This is a genomic window from Streptomyces sp. NPDC017676 (assembly GCF_044329325.1).
In the GTDB taxonomy this organism is placed as follows: Bacteria; Actinomycetota; Actinomycetes; order Streptomycetales; family Streptomycetaceae; genus Streptomyces.
The window spans coordinates 340,940-359,966 of sequence record NZ_JBIRJA010000009.1; the positions used below are offsets into that span (position 1 = coordinate 340,940).

A 19,027-nucleotide genomic window follows, 5' to 3' on the forward strand; every position below is an offset into this window, starting at 1 on the left:
GGCTGTGCTGCTCCTTGCGTCGAGCCGACTGACCTCGCGGTGACGCGGGTCCGTCAGCAGCGCAGGACCACCGTGCGCAGCAGGGGTGCGGTGTACGGCGCCCGGGGCGCGGCGGCACCCGGACGGGCCGCCACGACGGCGGGCGCCGGAGCGGGGAGCGGCGCGGGGCGCTCGGGCGTGTCGGCCCGGTGGAGCGCGCGGGCGGGAGGCCGCAGCGGGGTGTCGAGCACATCGTGCTCGGCCGTCTCGGCGGCCACGGCGAGATCCGGCACCGCCTGCGCGGGCACATGCGCGCCGGGCACCCACAGGGCGAGGAGCAGCACGAGGACGCGTAGCCAGGTACGGCCCCGGGGCGTGCTCCTGCTCCTGCTCACACCGGCTCTTTTCCCGCGGCACGCGGGAAGGGCAGCATGCCGGGGGCGAGATCCACCCGTCCGGAGTACATGGGGTGTGCGTGGTTCAGCGGCCATGGGGGCGGTCGCGGTTGTGCCGGGGTGGTGGTCCCGGTGCTGGAAGCGGGGCGGTGGCGGCGCGGGGAGTGGTCGCGGGGACGGCAGCGGTGGGGAGTACGGCGTGGGTCGCGGCGGTGGTCAGAGCGTCTGCGGTACACGGCGCGCCCGGCCGCGGATGCCGAACGCGGTCACGATCTCCACGATCCCCACCGCGACCAGCCAGATCCCGCCGACGAGGGTCAGCACCGCCACCGACTCGAACGGCGAGTCGATGAGCACGATCCCGGCGATGAAGGTCAGGATCCCGAGGAAGATCTGCCAGCCCCGGGCGGGCATCCGGGAGTCGTGCACGGCGGCCAGGGTCTGCGTGATGCCGCGGAACAGCCAGCCGATGCCGATCCACAGGGCGAGCAGCAGGATCGACTGCATGGGCCCGCGGAAGCAGAACAGGCCGAGCAGGATGGACAGCGCGCCGCTGATGAAGGCGAGGACGCGCAGGGAGGTCGCCCGGTGCGTGCCGAACGCGGACACCAGCTGGAGGACCCCGCTGTACAGCAGGTAGAGGCCGAACAGCACACCGGCGGCCAGCAGGGAGGCGCCCGGCCAGACCAGCACCAGGACGCCGAGCACCAGGGAACCGATGCCGGTGAGCAGGACGATCTGCCAGGCGGCCCGGGACAGGGCGTGCAGCGGGCCCTCGAACGGCGGCTCCGGTTCATGGTGGGTGCCGGGCGGCGCCGCGGCGGGGTGGCCGCCCGGTGATGCCCCCGCGTGAACGTGCCGGTCGTCGTACGCCCGGTCCCGCTCGGGACCGCTGCTCGGTACCTCGCTCATGCCCCATGCTGAGACCGGCCGGGCGGCGGGGGCGAGCGGGGTGGGCCGAGTGGGTGATGGGGCGGCGGGTCGGTGGTGAGGCGGGCGGCCGTCCCGTTCGGAGGGCAGCGTCCGGAGTCCTTCTCCAGCGTGTCGTGAGACCCGAGCGTCGTACCGGGCCCGGTGGCCACGGCCGCTCTCCGTCTCGTGGCGGAACTCGGCCGTCCAGAGCCGGGACCCCTCCCATGGCCGTCTCCGCCGGGCCCCTGCCAGCCACCGGCGGCAGCCCGCCGGCGGGCTTACCTCTTCGTCGCCTTGGCCGCCTTCGCCGCCGCCTTCATCTCCTGCTTGTGGGCGCGGACCTTGGCCAGGGACTCGGGGCCGGTGATGTCGGCGACGGACCGGAAGGACTCCGGTTCGCCGTAGGCACCCGCGGCCTCCCGCCAGCCGTCGGGCGCGACGCCGAGCCGCTTGCCGAGCAGGGCCAGGAAGATCTGGGCCTTCTGCTTGCCGAACCCCGGCAGGTCCTCCAGCCGTCGCAGCAGCTCGGCCCCGCTGTCCACGCTCCGCCAGACCGCCTCCGCGTCCCCGTCGTAGTGCTCGACGAGGTACTGGCACAGCTGCTGGATCCGCTTCGCCATCGAGCCCGGGTAGCGGTGCACCGCCGGCTTCTCGGAGAGCAGCGCGGCGAAGGCCTCGGGATCCATCGCCGCGATCTCGTGCGCGTCGAGGTCGTCCGCGCCGAGCCGGTCGGCGATGGTGCGGGGTCCCTTGAACGCCCACTCCATGGGGATCTGCTGGTCCAGCAGCATCCCGGTCAGCGCGGCGAGCGCGGAGCGCCCGAGCAGCGCGTCGGCCGCGGGGTCCTGGGCGAGGTGCAGGGTGACGTCCATGCGTCGATGATCCCGCGCGCGGGGTGGCTCCGCCCGCTGGGGCGGTGGAGTGACGACCCGTCCGGTCCGGTGAGCACGCGGCCGGTTCCCCCCGTACCTAGGGGGAGGCACGGGAGCACGGCGGGAACGGAGGCTGACGGTGCTGCGCGACGCGGACCACGACGGAGCCCACGGCGAAGACCGTGAGCGAGCCCGGGACGGCGACCGGCGACCGCGAGGACGACGAGGTCCGTCACGGCGTTCGGCAGGCACGTTCCTGCTCGTGCTCCTCCTCCCCGCCCTCCTCCCCGCTCTCCTCCTCGGCACGGCGACGCCCGCCTCGGCCCACGCCGTGCTGCGCGCGACGGACCCCGCCGACGGAACCGTCCTGCGCACCGCCCCCCGCCACGTCACCCTCACCTTCACCGAGTCGGTCGGCCTGCTGACCGACTCCTTCCGGGTCTACGACCCCGGGAACCGCCGCCTCCGCACCGGTCCCGCCGGGCACGCCGCCGGCCGCTCCGACACCGCGCGGGTCGCCCTCCCGGCCCGGCTCGCCACCGGGACGTACACGGTCGCCTGGCGGGTGGTGTCGGCCGACAGCCACCCGGTGTCCGGCGCGCTCACCTTCTCGGTGGGGAAACGCACGGCCGCCCCGGCGGCCCTGCCCCGGGACCGCGCGGAGAACGGGGCCACCACGGCCCTGCACACCATCGCGCGCTACCTCGCCTACCTCTCCCTGGCCCTCCTCCTGGGCACGGCCGCGTTCGTGGCGTACTGCCGCCCGCCGACGACGGCCCACCTGCGGGCCCCCGCCCTCGCCGCCGCGGTGACGCTGGTGGCCTCCACCCTCGCCGTGTACGTCCTGCGCGCCCCCTACGAGGAGGCCGCCTCCCCGACGACCGCCTTCTCCCCCTCCGCCCTCACCCACACGGCGACGACCCGCCCGGGCCGGCTCCTGCTCCTCCGCCTGGCGCTGCTGCTCCTGGCCGCGACCGCCGTCACCCTCCTCAGAACCCGCCGCGTCAGGCTTCCGCGCCGCGCCACCCTCGCGGCCGCCGCGGTCCTCGCCGTCGCCCTGGCCCTGACCTGGTCGGCGTCCGACCACGCCTCGGCGGGCATCCAGGTGCCGGCGGCGGTCGTCTCGTCCACCCTGCACCTGCTGGCGATGGCGGCCTGGCTGGGCGGCCTGGCCGCGCTCGTGTGGACACTGCGGCGCGCCCCGGACACGCCGGCCACCCTGCCGGCCTCGGTCCCGGCCCGCTTCTCCCGCCTGGCGTTCACCTCGGTGGTGGTCCTGGTCGTCACCGGCGTCTACCAGTCGTGGCGCGGCCTGGGCTCCTGGCAGGCGCTGACCGACACGACGTACGGCCGCACGCTCCTGGCGAAGCTGGCGGCGGTCACCGCGCTGCTCCTCGCTGCGGCCTGCTCCCGCACCTGGACGGCCCGCCTGGCCCGTCCGGCGGGGGCCGCCGTCCGCGCGCGTGTCCCCGAACCGGCCACCGGCCCCGCACTCCCCGAACTCCCCCCGGAACCACCCCCGGCCCCGCCCCTGCGCCTCCTGCGCCGCTCGGTCCTGCTGGAGGCGGTGGCCGCCGCGCTGGTCCTGGCCCTGACCACCCTCCTGACCAGCACGGTCCCCGGCCGCGCGGCGACGGAGTCCGCCTCGTCCACGCCCTCCGCGGCGACGGGCGTCCAGACGGCCTCGGTCACCACGATCCCCTTCGACACCGGCGCCCCCGGCGGCCACGGCAAGGTCCAGCTCACCCTGGACCCGGGCCGTGTCGGCACCAACTCGCTCCAGGCGGTGATCTACGGCCCCGACGGCGGCCTCTCCACGGTCCCCGAGCTCCGCGTCACCCTCTCGCTCCCGTCCCAGCGCCTCGGCCCCCTGGACACCAGGCTCACCGACCGCGGCGGCTACTGGTCCGCCCCCGCCTTCACCGTGCCCCTTCCCGGCACCTGGACGATGAAGGCGACGGTCCGCGTGTCGGACCTGGACCAGGTGACGGTGTCGGCACCGGTGCGGGTGACGCGGTAGGGGCGAGGGGCCGGCGGGATCAGACGGCGTGCAGGAAGAGCTGCGGCGACCAGCCGGTGCAGCTTCCGGGCCCCGCCTCGTCGACGGCGCCGGCGCATGCCCTGACCTTGACGTTCCAGTCGCCGCGCGCGGGCGCGTCGACCGTGGCGACCCGGTACTCGCCCATGCGGAGCTGCCAGCTGTACCAGCCGAGCCGTGACGGATACGTGTACCGGACCTCGTAGTAGGTGTAGCGGGGGCTGGAATAGCCGCCGTAGTACACCCTCAGCGTGTTGGCGCACCCGTCGAAGCGGGCACCGGCGTACGGGGTGTCCGCGTACCTGAACCGGTGGGGCGTCCCGCCCAGGTCGGTGCCGCCCCCCGGCGGATACGCGTCCTGGGACGCGCACCGGCCCGCCGGAACGGAGGCCGACCCCCGTGCCTGCGCCGCGGTCGCCGTACCGCCCACGGAGACGACGGGGACCAGCAGAGCCGCGGCAGCGGCCACAACAGGCAACGAACGCCCCAAGGCCCTCACCTCCAGCGAAAGACCCTTGGTCACCACAGTGCACTTCCGCCCCGGAAGTCGCATCCGCTGACCCGGACGCGGCTACGGAACCGGATACGCCAGAGGGCCGGACCAGTTGACGTGGTCCGGCCCTCCGGGCTGGCGGAGGATACGAGATTCGAACTCGTGAGGGGTTGCCCCCAACACGCTTTCCAACTGTTCGTCTAGGGGTTCGGGGAGAGACGGGAGCGTTCTGACCTGTGGTGGGGCGGGTGATGGCGGAGGCTTCGGACGACGCTGGACGGGGGTGAATGAGACCAGAACTGAGACCAGCGGGGGTCGGGTCAGACCTTCCTGACGACGATCGAGTTCGGGACCAGCTTCTCCAGGTCTTCCACGTCCGAGGTGAAGACGGTGACCTGCCCTTTCTGCTGCCGGGCGATGACGGCGAGCACCGCGTCGATCGCGTACTTGTGGCCGTGGAGCTTGGCGTCGGACAGGAGCCGACGGGCCTGGCGGGCCTCGTCCTTCCCGATGTCGGCGACTTTGAGTCGCGACAGCACCCAGTCCCAGCGCTGCTCGGTGGTTCTGCCGTCGTACGCCTCGACCAGCGTCATGGGGGACGTGACTACCTCGGCTTCACCCCGGGCCGCGAGGTCGAGCCAGGCGATCATCTTCCGGTCGCCGCGCACAGCGAGAGACAGAGCCTCACAGTCGAGTACGAAGACGCGCAGTGGCCGCTGCCCGTAATCACCGGCCCGCTTCTTCACGCAGCCTCTCCGGCGTTGTGTCCTCCGGCAGTACTGCGGCGCTCGTGCTCGGCGTCGAGATCGTCCAGTTCCGCGAGTGCTGCCGCGCGCTCATCCTCGGTGACTGGGCCGTGCTCTTCCTGCAACCAGTCGACCAGCTCCAGCAGACGGTCCCGGTCGCGCTTGAAGCGCAGTGCTTCGGCGACATACGCCGAAAGTCCCCGTTCAGCCGCCTCGGCGCGGATCTCGTCCAGGAGATCTTCGGGGATCGTCACCGTTACTTTCCTCGTTGCCATACAAGAGACCATACTCTTGGTGTAAGCGCCCTTACCAGTGGTAGCTGAATCAGTCAGGCGCAGGAGGCCAATGGTCAATCCACGAGTCTTCCCCGCGCATGACTGCTGGCATACCGCTTCACTCGGTCACCTCGTGCCGTTCACTTCCACCAGCGCATGCAGCGGTGGGCGCGGATAGTTGCCCTTCGCGGCGGTGAGCCTCCAGCCGTTGGCGGAACTATCAGGAGGAGAGTCCGTGTCCTTGGTGCCTTCGGCAGACGTCTTCAGGTCGATCGAGCTCAAGATTTCGCAGTTGCTCAGCGGACAGTTGGTCTGTCCACATGCGCCCGGGGAGAGATGTTCGGTGGGTGAGCACCTCACGCTCTCGGAGGCGAAGGAAGCGGCGGCGCGAGGTGCCGCTGACATTGCTCTGCGGGATGCACTGTGGCGGTGCGTGGACGAGATGCCCGTAGCGATGCGCCGAACTTGGCTCAGCGCAGCCAGTTGCTCGCGTTGTACTTCGTCATCCCCTACCTCCGGAAGTCCGCCGCGAGAGTGTCGAGGAGGCTCTGCGTCGACGTTGCCGAGGTGAGGTCAGCCATGGTGTTCGGCGCGTTGTACGGGCTGGCTCTGACCGTCGAAGGTGACGACGTCCGTGACGAGGTCGTCCGAGCCGCCAATGCCGCTGGCTGGGCGGTGGAGCGGGCTGATCCGGCCGAGCGCACGACGGATCCGCACAGCCTTGTCGACCGCGTGAGCCGACTTGATGACGGCTACTCGCCTGTCCGCAACGAGTCGGACATCCAGGCGGTCGGCGAAGTGGACCCATTGCTGTGGGAGCGCATCAGCTGCGAACGCATGGGTGCTACCTTGCATCGCCTCGGGGTCTTGGGCGCGTTCCTCGCCTCGGGTTCGGGACAGGTACCCGAGGGCGAGTCCGACGAACTCGACGGACCGCAGAAGGAAGCCGAGTGAGCCCAAGCGCAAGGCGACTGTCGCAGTGGCTGGTTGAGCCAATGCCCCTCCGCAAGGTGGCAGATCTCCTCGGGATCGGCGCATCGAAGGCGTGTGGACTGGTGAGGGCGGGCCGCTTCCCCTGCCGTGTCACGAAGGTGAAGGGAAGGTACGTAGCCTTTGTCGCCGATGTGATGGTGGCCATGGAGATCGATGATCCGATCGTGCGGACCGGCGATCTGCTGGCCGGAGCCGAGTTCGCGAGGCGATGGGACTGAGGACCGGTCGCCGACGGCCGAGTGCAACGTCGGAGGGGTGGGCCGCGCGAGCCCGGCACTCTGAGTTGGCGTGCGGCATGGAACGGGCTGGTAGGCCGGACGTAGATGGTCAGTGCGCTGCTGATTCGTCGAGTGACTCCTCGCCGGCGGCTGCGGTCGCACGGAAGCAGAAAGCCTCCGGCGGCACAGCGGGCGGCGTCCGACAGGACGTCTTGCCCGGGCGGTGGTGTCGGCGACCGTCCGAGGGCCCCACCCGACCGTGGATCTCGCAGCTGCTCCTGGGGGGCGTCCGGCGATGCGGTTGAGCGCCACCTGATGCTGATCTTGGCTGCCGGCTTCCAGCCCCGTCGCCTTCGCTCTTCGGGGTGCAGCAACACCGGATGAGGCGAGGCCACCCCCTGCTCCGACGCGGAACATGAGCCAGCGGTCGCCCGTGAAAGCGGTGGGAAGCGGCATGAAGAGCGTGGATGATCTCGATGGTGTGTGCAGGTCGGCGAACGAATGCTTGGATGGCGCCGCCACTGCCGCCGGAGGCGCTTCGTCGCGCCGGACAGAATGCCGCAGATGTCGGAAGTAAATGAGATCAAAACCGAGACCAGGGTACGCCGAGGACCCCGGCCGCTGAAGCGGTCCGGGGTCCTCGTTTCGCCTGGTCAGGCGGCTGCGGAGGATACGAGATTCGAACTCGTGAGGGGTTGCCCCCAACACGCTTTCCAAGCGTGCGCCCTAGGCCTCTAGGCGAATCCTCCGCCGGAAACATTACATGACCGAGGGGAGTGCTCGCGAACTCGTTCCCGCAGGCCGTCCCCGGGTGGGGTCGCGGGCCCGACCGGGTTCGGACCGCCGCCCGCCATCGGGTACTGTGGGGCACAGCCCCTCACGCGGCGCTATCTGACTGAACTCCCCCAGGGCCGGAAGGCAGCAAGGGTAGGTCGGCTCTGGCGGGTGCGTGGGGGGCCCTTGCGTTCCGGGGCCCGGGGGTGCGGATCCGGGGCGGGGCCGGTTGTCAGTGGGCGCCATTAACCTCGTATGCGTGTCGTCTCTCGCGCTGTACCGCCGCTATCGCCCGGAGACCTTTGCCGAGGTCATCGGGCAGGAGCATGTCACCGACCCGCTGCAGCAGGCGCTGCGGAACAACCGGGTCAATCACGCGTACCTGTTCAGCGGTCCGCGCGGATGCGGCAAGACGACCAGCGCGCGCATCCTGGCCCGCTGCCTGAACTGTGAGCAAGGTCCCACCCCGACGCCGTGCGGAGAGTGCCAGTCCTGCCGCGACCTGGCCCGGAACGGCCCGGGATCGATCGACGTCATCGAGATCGACGCGGCCTCCCACGGTGGTGTGGACGACGCCCGTGAGCTGCGCGAGAAGGCCTTCTTCGGACCCGCGAGCAGCCGGTACAAGATCTACATCATCGACGAGGCCCACATGGTCACGTCGGCCGGCTTCAACGCGCTGCTGAAGGTCGTCGAGGAGCCGCCCGAGCACCTGAAGTTCATCTTCGCGACCACCGAGCCCGAGAAGGTCATCGGGACCATCCGGTCGCGGACCCACCACTACCCGTTCCGGCTGGTGCCGCCCGGCACCCTGCGGGACTACCTGGCCGAGGTGTGCCAGAAGGAGGACATCCCGGTCGAGGACGGCGTACTGCCGCTCGTCGTGCGCGCGGGCGCCGGCTCCGTGCGTGACTCCATGTCCGTCATGGACCAGCTCCTCGCCGGCGCCGGGGCGGACGGTGTGACGTACGCCATGGCCACCTCCCTCCTCGGCTACACCGACGGCTCCCTGCTCGACTCCGTCGTGGAGGCCTTCGCCACCGGTGACGGGGCCGCCGCCTTCGAGGTGGTCGACCGGGTCATCGAGGGGGGCAACGACCCGCGCCGGTTCGTCGCCGACCTGCTGGAGCGGCTGCGGGACCTGGTGATCCTCGCGGCCGTGCCCGACGCCGTGGAGAAGGGGCTCCTCGACGCCCCGGCCGACGTCCTGGAGCGGATGCAGGCCCAGGCCGAGACCTTCGGCGCCGCCGAGCTGAGCCGCGCCGCCGATCTGGTCAACGAGGGCCTGACCGAGATGCGCGGCGCCACCTCGCCCCGCCTCCAGCTGGAACTGATCTGCGCCCGCGTCCTGCTCCCCGCCGCCTACGGCGACCAGCGGTCCGTGATGGCCCGGCTCGACCGCCTGGAGCGCGGCATCGGCTTCTCCGCCGGCGCCGGCGCGCCGGCCATGGGATACGTCCCGGGTCCCGAGGCCCACGGCGGCGCCCTCGCACCGGGTGCGGGCGCGGGTGCCGGCGCCGGTACCGGTCCGGGGGCCGGTGGCCCGTCCGTGCCGCCCGGTGGGGGGCCCGCGGCGGCTCGCGCGGCGGTCCGGGCCGCGGGGGGCCCGGCCGGACCCGGTACGCCGGCCGCGGTTCCGGTGGGTCCCGGAGGCCCCTCCGGTCCGGCGGGTCCGGGTGAGCCGGCTCCGGCCGCTCCCGTCGCCCCGGCCGCTGCGGTGCCCACGCCCCCTGCCCCCGCCCCTGCGACCACGCCCGCTCCCGCTCCCGCCGCCCAGGCTCCGGCCGCCCCCGCCGCCCCCGCTCCGGGTGCCTGGCCCACCGCCGCCCCCGCCGGCGGTGGCCGACGCCCCGGTGGCTGGCCCACGGCCACCACTCCGGGCGGCCGGCAGGGGGAGAGCCAGGGCGCGGGGGAGGGGCAGGGTCCCGGCCGCGCGGCCCCGGCCCAGCCCCAGCCGTCGTACCAGCCGGCCCGGTCCACGCCCCCGGCCGCCCCGGCCCCGGCGCCCCAGGCTTCCGTCCCGGCCGCCCCCGCCGGCGGCCTCGACCCCCGAGCGCTCTGGCCGAACATCCTGGAGGCCGTCAAGAACCGCCGCCGCTTCACCTGGATCCTGCTCAGCCAGAACGCCCAGGTGACCGGCTTCGACGGCACGACGCTCCAGCTCGGCTTCGTGAACGCCGGCGCGCGGGACAACTTCGCCGGCAGCGGCAGCGAGGACGTGCTGCGGCAGGCGCTGGCCGAGCAGTTCAACGTGCAGTGGAAGATCGAGGCGGTCGTCGACCCGTCGGGCGGCGGCTCCGCCCCACCGGCCGCAGGCGGCTACGGCGGAGGCGGCGGCTACGGCGGCTCTTCCGCCGGTGGCCCGGGCGGCGCCCCCGGCGGCGGTGGCTACGGCGCCCCGGCCGCACCCCGCCCCGGAGCCTCCCAGCCGTCCCCGCAGCCACCCGCCGCCCCGCAGAGCGGCACCCCAACCGCACCCGCCGCACCCGCCCCGGCCCCCCGGCCGGCCGCCGCGCCCGAGCCACCACCCGTCTCGCCCGAGGACGACATCCCGGAGGACGACGACCCGGACCTCGACGAGTCGGCGCTGTCCGGCCACGAACTGATCGTGCGGGAGCTGGGGGCGACGGTGGTGGAGGAGTTCTCCAACGAGTGAGGGGCCCCTGCGCGGGAAACCGGCCCCTGTGCGCGCGAAACGGGCCCTCTTTGGAGGAAAGTCCAACAAACCCGGCGCCCAGGCTTCGGCGACCTTGCCATTAGGCTGACCCCGTGAAGGTCCTCGTCATCGGCAGCGGCGCCCGCGAACACGCCCTGTGCCGCTCCCTGTCCCTCGACCCCGACGTCACCGCGCTGCACTGCGCCCCCGGCAACGCCGGCATCGCCGAGGTCGCCGAGCTGCACCAGGTCGACGCGCTCGACGGTGCCGCGGTGGCCGCGCTGGCCACCGGGCTCGGTGCCGACCTGGTCGTCGTCGGCCCGGAGGCCCCGCTGGTCGCCGGTGTCGCCGACGCCGTCCGCGCGGCGGGCATCCCGGTCTTCGGCCCCTCGGGGGAGGCCGCGCGGATCGAGGGGTCCAAGGCCTTCGCCAAGGACGTCATGGCGGCGGCCGGCGTGCCGACCGCCCGCTCCTACGTCTGCACCACCGCCGAGGAGGTCGCCGAGGCCCTCGACGCGTTCGGCGCCCCCTACGTCGTCAAGGACGACGGTCTCGCCGCCGGCAAGGGCGTCGTCGTCACCTCCGACGCCGAGGCCGCTCGTGCGCACGCCGCCGGGTGCGAGCGCGTGGTGATCGAGGAGTTCCTCGACGGTCCCGAGGTGTCCCTGTTCGCCATCACCGACGGCGAGACGGTCGTCCCGCTCCAGCCCGCCCAGGACTTCAAGCGCGCCCTGGACGGGGACGAGGGCCCGAACACGGGCGGCATGGGCGCGTACTCGCCGCTGCCGTGGGCCGACCCGAAGCTGGTCGACGAGGTGCTGGAGACGGTGCTCCAGCCGACCGTGGACGAGATGCGCCGCCGGGGCACGCCCTTCTCCGGGCTGCTCTACGCGGGTCTGGCGATCACCTCGCGCGGGGTCCGGGTCATCGAGTTCAACGCCCGCTTCGGCGACCCGGAGACCCAGGTCGTGCTGGCCCGGCTCCAGACCCCGCTGGCCGGTGTCCTGATGGCCGCCGCCACCGGCAACCTCGCCGACCTCGCGCCGCTGCGCTGGAGCGAGGACGCGGCCGTCACCGTCGTCGTCGCCTCGCACAACTACCCGGGCACCCCGCGCACCGGCGACCCGATCACCGGCCTGGACGAGGTGGCCGCCGAGGACGCCCCGCACGCGTACGTGCTGCACGCCGGCACCAAGCGGGACGGCGACGCCGTCGTCAGCGCGGGCGGACGTGTCCTGTCCGTGACGGCCACCGGCCGGGACCTGGCCGAGGCGCGCCAGCGGGCCTACCGGGCGGTGGGCCGGATCCGGCTCGACGGCTCGCAGCACCGCACCGACATCGCGGCGCGGGCGGCACAGGCGGCGCAGACGCAGGCGTGACCACGGCCGGTACGGCCCTCCCGCGCCGCGCCTCGCACCCCATCAGGCCCCGGAGACGATCCGGGGCCTGATCTTTGCTGTCCGTCACCCAGCTCTGACCAAAGCCATTCCATCGAGTGAGCAATCGCCCATATGGCTGACGGGGGCCGGGGCCCCAACTAGGGTGCCGCGCAAGCGTTCCGGCACTTGGCCCACCGGCATTGCGATGTCAGTGGCGGGTGCCACAGTGGGGGAGTGAGCAAGACCAGGGCAGCACGCGATCGCCAGGGAGGGGGCGAGATCGGCACGTGACCGGAATCGGTGTGGAGGCGGGCGCGCAGGCCGCGCGTTCCCGGGCCCTCGCCGTGCTGCGGGTGCGGGGCCGGGCGCTGGCCGTGGCGCTGCTGCCCGCGGGCACCGAGGTGATCCTGCTGACCGGCGCCTCCACCGGCCGTCTCGTCGGCCCGGGCTGGGACGCCGCCCGGTGGGTCGTCGGCGTGCTCGCGGTGCTGGTCCTGCTGGCCGCGGCCGGTATCGCGGTGGTCGTGGCCCGGGCCCGCCCCGCCATGAGTCCCACCGTGCCGGTCCCGGAGGGGGCCGCCCCCGACCTGTACCGGATGGTGCGCGACCTCGCCGACCGGCTGGACGTGCCGGCGCCCTCGGCCATAGCGCTCACCCCGGACTGCGACAGCTGGCTGGAGGACCGGGCCCATTCTGCCCACGGGCCGCCCCCGCGTCCGGCACCCGACGAGATAGCGGGCCCCGGCCGCCGCCGGACCCCCCTCGCACCGGTCCTCGTCATCGGCTCCCCGTTCCTGTGGTGGATGCGCGTCGGCGAGCTGCGCGCCGTCCTCGCCCCGGTCATCGCCGGTACGGGCCCCTCGGCGCACCCGGACATAGCCGCCGCCCGCCGCTTCGTGCGCGGGCTGGACGCGGCCGTGGCCGTCGCCTCGACCAGGGGCCGCTGTCCGCTGACCCGCGGGGTGTGCGCCGTCCTCGGCTGGGTGGCCCGGCTGCTGCTGCGCGGCTGCCGGGAGCACGCGACCCAGATGGAGCGCGGGGTCGCGGCGGCGGCCGCCGAGCGCGCCCAGGCGGTGGACTACGGCCTGCGGATCGTCGCCCAGGAGCAGGTCGGTCTCGCGTACGCCGGCTGGGACCGGCTGCTGACGAGAGTGGCGCTGCCCGCCTGGCGCATGGGGCGGTGGCCGTCCCGGCTCGACGCGGGGGTGGTGGCGGCGCTCACCGAGCTCTCCCGCCGGGACCGGCTCGCCGAGGGCTTCGCCTCCCGGCTCGGCGAGCGGCCCGCGTGTGACCTCCTGGAGGAGCCCGGCGTGGTCGACGAGGCCGCCTCCCTGCTCGCCGCCCGGCTCTTCCACGGCGGTCCCGCGGAGCCGGGCCCCGACTGGGCGCCGGTGGACTGGCAGGCGTATCCGGAGGAGGTCGTGGACCGCACCTGGCGTGCCGACGCGGCCCGCCTGCACCGCGTCCTGGACATCCTCGGCGTCCGCCCCTCCCTGGACCCCCGGGCCCCCGACCCCGGCGGCCCCACCCTGGCCCGAGTCCTGGACCACCTCACGGCCACCGCCGAGGACGGGGCCTGGGGGGCGATGGCCACCGACGCGGGCGCCGGTGCGGGTGTGATGGGCGACGACGCCGACGCCGGTGCGGACGCGATGGGCGCCGGTGCCGCCAGGGCTGCCGCTTCCGGAACCGACGACACCGCCCCGCGTACGACCGACGCCCCGGCCCACGGCCCTTCTGCCTTCCCGACAGACGGCACCACTCCCGGCGCGACAGGCACCATGGGCCCCGGGCCTTCTCACGTGGGAGCCGGTGAGGCCGCCGGCGGTACGGCAGGCACCAGGAGCCCCGGCCCTTCTGGCACCGAAGCCGGTGGCGCCGCTGCGGAGATGGCAGGCGCCTCGGTCACCGGTCCCTCCGACTTCCGGGCCGACGGCACCGATAGCAGCACCGAGGGCATCGACAGCGCCCGCACCAACGGCACCGCCCGCACCGATGAAGCCGACGAACCACCTCTCGTCGACACCCCCACCGACGTCCCCGACGCCGACAGCGCCCTCGACGCCCTGGAGCCCGGGTCCCAGCTCCCCTTCGGCGAGGAGGACCCCACCACCGAGCGCAGTGCCGCCCTCGCCGCCGGGCTGAGTGCCGAGCTCGCCCGGGAGGAGGCCGCGGGGGCGGACGGAGGCGCAGCGGGACGGCGGAGTGCCGAGAGCGCCCTGTGGGACGAGTTCGTCTGCGGGCTGCCCCCCTTCCCGCTGCAACCCCAGCGCACCGCCCGCGAGCTGCTCGCCGACCACGTCACCGCGATGGTGTGCTGTGCGGCCGTGGACACCGCCGGTGCCGTCCCCGCCCTGGACTGGCTGGACGGCCCCTCCCTGCTGCTCGGCGGTGAGCGGGCCGCCGACCTGGCTCCCAAGGTCCTCACTCTCATCGAGGAGGGAGACCCGGGTCCGCTGCGCGACTGGCTGGCCGCGTCCGGCATACGCCCCGAGAAGCCTGTCCGCCTCGTCTGACCGGACCGTGAGCCTGCCCGCCCGGGGCACACCCGTACCGGAAAAGCGACTTCCAGTTCAGGTCAATTCGCAACGACTAGTGACCGTCCCCGTGCGTTATGTGATGTGCTGGGACCGACCACGCCTTTGGCAAAGGCACGCGACATACGACAGTACGGCCGAGCACACCGAGCACAGCGAGAACAGCGAGCACCACCGAGACAGGCACGGGGGCCTGAGGGAGGGGAGCGACCATGGCCTCGGACCACATCCGCCGCTGGGAGTCCGGAGCACTCGCGCACGCCGTCACGGACCCCTTCGGACAGGGCCCGGTGCCCTGGCTGCGCGGCAGTGAGACGTACTTCGACGACACCGGCCACGTCGTGCCGTGGTACGTCGACCCCAGCCCGCAGCAGCTCACCGGCGGCGACCGCGCACGCGTCCCGGCGCCCCGCGCGTCCGGGCCCGGCCCCCGCTCGGCCGACGACGTGCACCGTCAGATCAAGGGCTTCACGTCCACCGGCGCGGTCGCGCCCGGCGAGGCGATCGACTTCCACGTCACGGTCGACCCGCCGCAGCAGTTCAGCGTGGACATCTACCGCATCGGCCACTACGGCGGCGACGGCGCGTCAAAGATCACCACCAGCCCCCGCCTGTCCGGCATCGTCCAGCCCCCGCCGCTGACCGCCGACCGCACGGTCTCCTGCCACCACTGGTGGCTCTCCTGGCGCCTCCAGGTGCCCTCCTACTGGAGCATCGGCGCCTATGTGGCCGTCCTGACCACCGCCGACGGCTACCGCTCCCACGTGCCGTTCACGGTCCGCGACGACCACCCCGCCGACCTCCTGCTGCTGCTGCCGGACATCACCTGGCAGGCGTACAACCTCTACCCGGAGGACGGCCACACCGGCGCCAGCCTCTACCACGCCTGGGACGAGAAGGGCCGGCTGCTGGGGGAGGCCGACGCCGCGACCACCGTCTCCTTCGACCGGCCGTACGCCGGCGCCGGCCTGCCCCTGCACGTCGGCCACGCCTACGACTTCATCCGCTGGGCCGAGCGCTACGGCTACGACCTCGCCTATGCGGAGGCCCGTGACCTGCACGCCGGCCGGATCGACCCCACCCGCTACCGGGGCCTGGTCTTCCCGGGCCACGACGAGTACTGGTCGGTGCCGATGCGCCGGGCCGTCGAGGACGCCCGTGACCGTGGCACCTCGCTGGTCTTCCTCTCCGCCAACACCATGTACTGGCAGGTGGAGCTGGGCCCGTCCCCGTCCGGCGTCCCGGACCGGCTGCTGACCTGCCGCAAACGCAAAGGCCCCGGTCGACCGGTGCTGTGGCGGGAGATCGACCGGCCCGAGCAGCAACTGGTCGGCATCCAGTACGCGGGCCGGGTGCCCGAGCCGCACCCGCTGATCGTCCGCAACGCCGGCCACTGGCTGTGGGAGTCGACCGGCGCCCATGAGGGCGACGAGATCGCGGGCCTGGTCGCCGGTGAGGCGGACCGTTACTTCCCGCGCACCCCACTGCCCGAGCACGACGAGCGCATCCTGCTCGCCCACTCCCCCTACACCGACAACGACGGCGTCCTGCGCCACCAGGAGACGTCGCTGTACCGCGCTCCCTCCGGAGCCTGGGTGTTCGCCTCCGGCACCTTCGCCTGGTCCCCGGCCCTGGACCGTCCGGGCCACGTGGACGCCCGTGTCCAGCGCGCCACGGCGAACCTGCTGGACCGCATCTGCAAACGCGACTGACACCCCGCGACCCACACCCGGCACCGGTCCCAGGTGTCGACCCAACCCCCGGGCGCGCCCTATCACCCCCATACGGGAGAATCGAGGCATTGGACAGAACCACGGGGAGGAACCGTGTCCGGATTCGTAGAAAAGCCTGAGCCGATCGAGGTTCCGGGCCTGGTGCACCTGCACACCGGAAAGGTGCGCGAGCTGTACCAGAACGAGGCGGGCGACCTCGTGATGGTCGCCAGCGACCGCATCTCCGCCTACGACTGGGTGCTGCCCACGGAGATCCCCGACAAGGGCCGCGTCCTCACCCAGCTCTCCCTGTGGTGGTTCGACCAGCTCCGCGACCTCGCGAAGAACCACGTCATCAGCACCGAGCTGCCCGAGGGCGCCCCGGCCGACTGGGCGGGCCGCACGCTGGTCTGCAAGTCCCTGAAGATGGTCCCGGTGGAGTGCGTGGCCCGTGGCTACCTCACCGGCTCCGGCCTCGCCGAGTACCAGGAGTCCCGTACGGTCTGCGGCCTCGCCCTCCCCGAGGGCCTCGTCGACGGCTCCGAGCTCCCCGCCCCGATCTTCACCCCGGCCACCAAGGCCGAGGTCGGCGAGCACGACGAGAACGTCTCCTACGAGGAGGTGGCCCGTCAGGTCGGCGCCGAGACCGCCGCCCAGCTGCGCCAGGCCACGCTCGCGGTGTACTCGCGCGCCCGGGACATCGCCCGGGACCGGGGGATCATCCTGGCCGACACCAAGTTCGAGTTCGGCTTCGACGGCGACACGCTCGTCCTCGCCGACGAGGTCCTCACCCCGGACTCCTCCCGCTTCTGGCCGGCCGACGAGTGGCAGCCGGGCCGCGCCCAGCCGTCGTACGACAAGCAGTTCGTGCGGGACTGGCTGACCTCGCCGGCGTCCGGCTGGGACCGCAAGAGCGAGCAGCCCCCGCCGGCGCTGCCGGAGGAGGTCGTGACGGCGACCCGGCAGAAGTACGTGGAGGCGTACGAGCGGCTGACGGGCACCCGCTGGTCCTAGGGCGTGAACCGGTCCTAGGGCACGAAAAAGACCCCGGTCCAGTGGACCGGGGTCTCATTCCCGAGCGGACGACGAGGCTCGAACTCGCGACCTCAACCTTGGCAAGGTTGCGCTCTACCAACTGAGCTACGTCCGCGTTGCGCCGTGGCGCGAGAGCAACTATACCCAACCTCGCTCGCGTGCGAGACGTACTGCCGCATGACGGTTCTCGGCACCGAGCTTGGTGACCGCCGAGGAGAGGTAGTTCCGCACGGTTCCCGGTGACAGTGCGGCCCGCTCGGCGATCTCCGTGACCGGCGCTCCGTCGGCGGCCAGCTCCAGCACCTCGGCCTCCCGCGCGGTCAGCGGGGAGTCCCCGGCGGAGATCGCGTCGGCGGCCAACTCGGGGTCCACGTAGCGGTTTCCGGCATGCACGGTGCGGATGATCTCGGCGAGCCGCTGGGCGCTGAGGGTCTTCGGGACGAACCCGCGCACACCGGCCGCGAGCGCCCGTTTCAGATGCCCGGGCCGTCCGTGCCCGGTGACGATCAGCACCTGGCAACCGGGCAGTTCGGCGCGCAGGGATGTGGCGACCTTCACACCGTCGGCACCCGGCATCTGGAGGTCCAGGACGGCCACGTCGGGCCGGTGTGCCCGGGCCATCGCCAGTGCCTCGGGCCCGCTCGCCGCCTCAGCGACGACCAGCAGGTCGTCCTCCAGGGACAGCAGGGCGGCCAGCGCACCCCGGATCAGGTGCTCGTCGTCGGCGAGCAGCAGCCGTACCGGTGCGCTCACGAGGTGACTCCTCTCACATCGGTCACGGATTCCGCCGTGCTCAGCGGCACTTCCGCCACCAGCCGGAACCGGTCCCGTTCGGCGCCGGCGAATCCGGCCTCCAGCGTCCCGCCCACGGCGGCCAGCCGTTCCCGCAGCCCGGTCAGCCCCGACCCGCCGTCACCGTTCGCGGCCACGGCGCCGTCGTTCTCCACCGTCAGCACCGCCAGCCCCTCGCGCACCGAGAGTCCCACCGCGCACCGGCCCGCGTCCCCGTGCCGCAGCACGTTGGTGGTGGCCTCGCGCACCACCCAGCCGAGCGCGGACTGCACCTCGGCGGGCAGTCCGCCGGTGTCCGCCCGGACCTCGCAGTCGATCCCGGCCGCCGTCAGCACACCCTGGGCACCGGCGAGTTCGACGCCGAGGTCGGCCTCGCGGTAGCCGCGTACGACGGCCCGCACCTCCCGCTGGGACTCCTGCGCGATGCGCTGCACCTCGATCATCTGCTCCACGGCCTCCGGCCGTCCCCGCCGGGCCAGTTGCACGGCCAGCTCGCTCTTGAGGGAGATCACGGACAGGTTCCGCCCCAGCACGTCGTGCAGGTCCCGTCCGAAGCGCAGCCGTTCCTCGGCGACGGCGAGCCGGGCCTCCGCCTCCCGGGCCCGTTCCGCCTCCCACAGCACGGCCAGGGTCCAGGCGCCGCAGCGGCAGGCGAGCAGCGAGAACACCGTCTGGAAGGCCACCATCAGGAAGGTCGCGAGCAGGCCCACCGTGTCGTGGTCGGCGAGCCACACGCCACCCGTCAGCACGGCCGTGAGCACGGCGGACCGGCGCAGGAACACCCGTACCGGGACCGTGAGTCCGTACAGGAGCCCGAACGGCAGCAGGGAGGCGCCGAGCGCCAGCCGGACCGTCATCGGGTCGGCCGCGTCCAGCGCCGAGAGGGACACGGTCAGCGCCAGGGCCAGGGCCAGCAGGACGGCCGGGGCGCGGTGGGCGTCGGCCGGCAGCCGGGCGCGCCCCAGGTAAGCGTCGAGCGCGGGCCGGGTGAGCCGGTTGGAGGCCACGCACTGCAAGGCCGCGACGAGCACGAGCAGGGCGCCCAGGACGACCGCCACGGGCCGGTGCCGTAGCCCGCCCACCAGGGGCAGCAGCAGCCAGCCGAGCGAGAAGAACCAGGTCGTGACGTACCAGGTGACGACCGTGTACAGCTCGACCCGTTCCGCCTTGCTGCGCTCCCGCCAGTGCCGCTGCTGCCACCGCCGTATCCGCCCCACCACG

Annotated in this window: 17 protein-coding genes, 2 tRNA genes and 1 other RNA gene; 9 read left to right on the plus strand and 11 right to left on the minus strand. The window is 73.2% G+C overall.

What is annotated here, in order from left to right; translation table 11 throughout:
- Positions 1-53: 53 nt before the first annotated feature.
- The 3 genes from ACH4LD_RS21970 to ACH4LD_RS21980 form a co-directional block, all read right to left on the minus strand.
- Positions 54-374, minus strand: a complete 321-nt coding sequence (locus ACH4LD_RS21970) for a hypothetical protein (protein ID WP_132784967.1) — start codon at positions 372-374, stop codon at positions 54-56.
- 216 nt (positions 375-590) lie between these two features.
- A complete protein-coding gene (locus ACH4LD_RS21975) occupies positions 591-1,286 on the minus strand; it encodes an HdeD family acid-resistance protein (protein WP_132784968.1) in 696 nt (231 codons plus the stop codon).
- 278 nt (positions 1,287-1,564) lie between these two features.
- A complete protein-coding gene (locus ACH4LD_RS21980) occupies positions 1,565-2,158 on the minus strand; it encodes an HhH-GPD-type base excision DNA repair protein (protein WP_132784969.1) in 594 nt (197 codons plus the stop codon).
- Positions 2,159-2,420: 262 nt separating this feature from the next.
- Here ACH4LD_RS21980 and ACH4LD_RS21985 point away from each other — a divergent pair, with 262 nt between their 5' ends.
- Complete coding sequence (locus ACH4LD_RS21985; protein WP_398054923.1) at positions 2,421-4,178, plus strand: copper resistance protein CopC; 1,758 nt, start codon at positions 2,421-2,423, stop codon at positions 4,176-4,178.
- A 19-nt stretch (positions 4,179-4,197) separates the two neighbouring features.
- Here ACH4LD_RS21985 and ACH4LD_RS21990 read toward each other — a convergent pair whose 3' ends face one another.
- The 4 genes from ACH4LD_RS21990 to ACH4LD_RS22005 all read right to left on the minus strand — a co-directional run bounded on the left by ACH4LD_RS21990 (position 4,198) and on the right by ACH4LD_RS22005 (position 5,992).
- On the minus strand, positions 4,198-4,665 hold the full coding sequence (locus ACH4LD_RS21990) for a hypothetical protein (RefSeq protein ID WP_398054924.1): 468 nt from the start codon (positions 4,663-4,665) through the stop codon (positions 4,198-4,200).
- Between the two features lie 344 nt (positions 4,666-5,009).
- On the minus strand, positions 5,010-5,435 hold the full coding sequence (locus tag ACH4LD_RS21995; RefSeq protein ID WP_398054925.1) for a PIN domain-containing protein: 426 nt from the start codon (positions 5,433-5,435) through the stop codon (positions 5,010-5,012).
- Positions 5,432-5,710 carry a CopG family transcriptional regulator gene (locus tag ACH4LD_RS22000; protein ID WP_398054926.1) on the minus strand — a complete coding sequence of 93 codons (279 nt, stop codon included), beginning with the start codon at positions 5,708-5,710 and terminating at the stop codon, positions 5,432-5,434. Before ACH4LD_RS22000 ends, ACH4LD_RS21995 begins: the two co-directional genes overlap by 4 nt.
- Positions 5,711-5,836: 126 nt before the next feature.
- A complete protein-coding gene (locus tag ACH4LD_RS22005) occupies positions 5,837-5,992 on the minus strand; it encodes a hypothetical protein (protein WP_398054927.1) in 156 nt (51 codons plus the stop codon).
- A gap of 297 nt (positions 5,993-6,289) precedes the next feature.
- Between ACH4LD_RS22005 and ACH4LD_RS22010 the strand changes: the two genes are divergently transcribed.
- Both ACH4LD_RS22010 and ACH4LD_RS22015 read left to right on the plus strand, forming a co-directional pair.
- Positions 6,290-6,664, plus strand: coding sequence for a hypothetical protein (locus tag ACH4LD_RS22010; protein ID WP_398054928.1), 375 nt, complete (start codon positions 6,290-6,292; stop codon positions 6,662-6,664).
- Between the two features lie 56 nt (positions 6,665-6,720).
- A complete protein-coding gene (locus tag ACH4LD_RS22015; protein WP_398054929.1) occupies positions 6,721-6,921 on the plus strand; it encodes a hypothetical protein in 201 nt (66 codons plus the stop codon).
- 664 nt (positions 6,922-7,585) lie between these two features.
- On the opposite strand, the gene ACH4LD_RS22020 is transcribed toward ACH4LD_RS22015, so the two are convergent.
- Positions 7,586-7,670: transfer RNA gene (locus tag ACH4LD_RS22020), tRNA-Ser, on the minus strand.
- Between the two features lie 119 nt (positions 7,671-7,789).
- Here ACH4LD_RS22020 and ffs point away from each other — a divergent pair.
- From ffs to ACH4LD_RS22050, 6 genes are all read left to right on the plus strand, one after another.
- Positions 7,790-7,886, plus strand: an RNA gene (gene ffs / locus ACH4LD_RS22025) — signal recognition particle sRNA small type.
- A 68-nt stretch (positions 7,887-7,954) separates the two neighbouring features.
- The gene (locus tag ACH4LD_RS22030; RefSeq protein WP_398054930.1) at positions 7,955-10,351 is read left to right on the plus strand and encodes a DNA polymerase III subunit gamma and tau; all 2,397 of its coding nucleotides are present in this window, start codon (positions 7,955-7,957) and stop codon (positions 10,349-10,351) included.
- A 113-nt stretch (positions 10,352-10,464) separates the two neighbouring features.
- Entirely contained in the window at positions 10,465-11,730 is a 1,266-nt protein-coding gene (gene purD, locus ACH4LD_RS22035) for a phosphoribosylamine--glycine ligase (protein ID WP_398054931.1), read from the plus strand.
- A 287-nt stretch (positions 11,731-12,017) separates the two neighbouring features.
- Entirely contained in the window at positions 12,018-14,246 is a 2,229-nt protein-coding gene (locus tag ACH4LD_RS22040; RefSeq protein ID WP_398054932.1) for a hypothetical protein, read from the plus strand.
- Positions 14,247-14,479: 233 nt separating this feature from the next.
- A complete protein-coding gene (locus ACH4LD_RS22045) occupies positions 14,480-15,979 on the plus strand; it encodes a N,N-dimethylformamidase beta subunit family domain-containing protein (protein ID WP_398054933.1) in 1,500 nt (499 codons plus the stop codon).
- 114 nt (positions 15,980-16,093) lie between these two features.
- Positions 16,094-16,993, plus strand: a complete 900-nt coding sequence (locus tag ACH4LD_RS22050; protein ID WP_132784979.1) for a phosphoribosylaminoimidazolesuccinocarboxamide synthase — start codon at positions 16,094-16,096, stop codon at positions 16,991-16,993.
- A gap of 63 nt (positions 16,994-17,056) precedes the next feature.
- Here ACH4LD_RS22050 and ACH4LD_RS22055 read toward each other — a convergent pair.
- The 3 genes from ACH4LD_RS22055 to ACH4LD_RS22065 all read right to left on the minus strand — a co-directional run bounded on the left by ACH4LD_RS22055 (position 17,057) and on the right by ACH4LD_RS22065 (position 19,026).
- A tRNA-Gly gene (locus ACH4LD_RS22055) sits at positions 17,057-17,129 on the minus strand.
- 23 nt (positions 17,130-17,152) lie between these two features.
- Positions 17,153-17,767 (minus strand): response regulator, encoded by a 615-nt coding sequence (locus tag ACH4LD_RS22060; RefSeq protein WP_398054934.1) that lies wholly within the window; start codon positions 17,765-17,767, stop codon positions 17,153-17,155.
- Positions 17,764-19,026 (minus strand): sensor histidine kinase, encoded by a 1,263-nt coding sequence (locus tag ACH4LD_RS22065; RefSeq protein ID WP_398054935.1) that lies wholly within the window; start codon positions 19,024-19,026, stop codon positions 17,764-17,766. Before ACH4LD_RS22065 ends, ACH4LD_RS22060 begins: the two co-directional genes overlap by 4 nt.
- Position 19,027 lies beyond the last annotated feature (1 nt).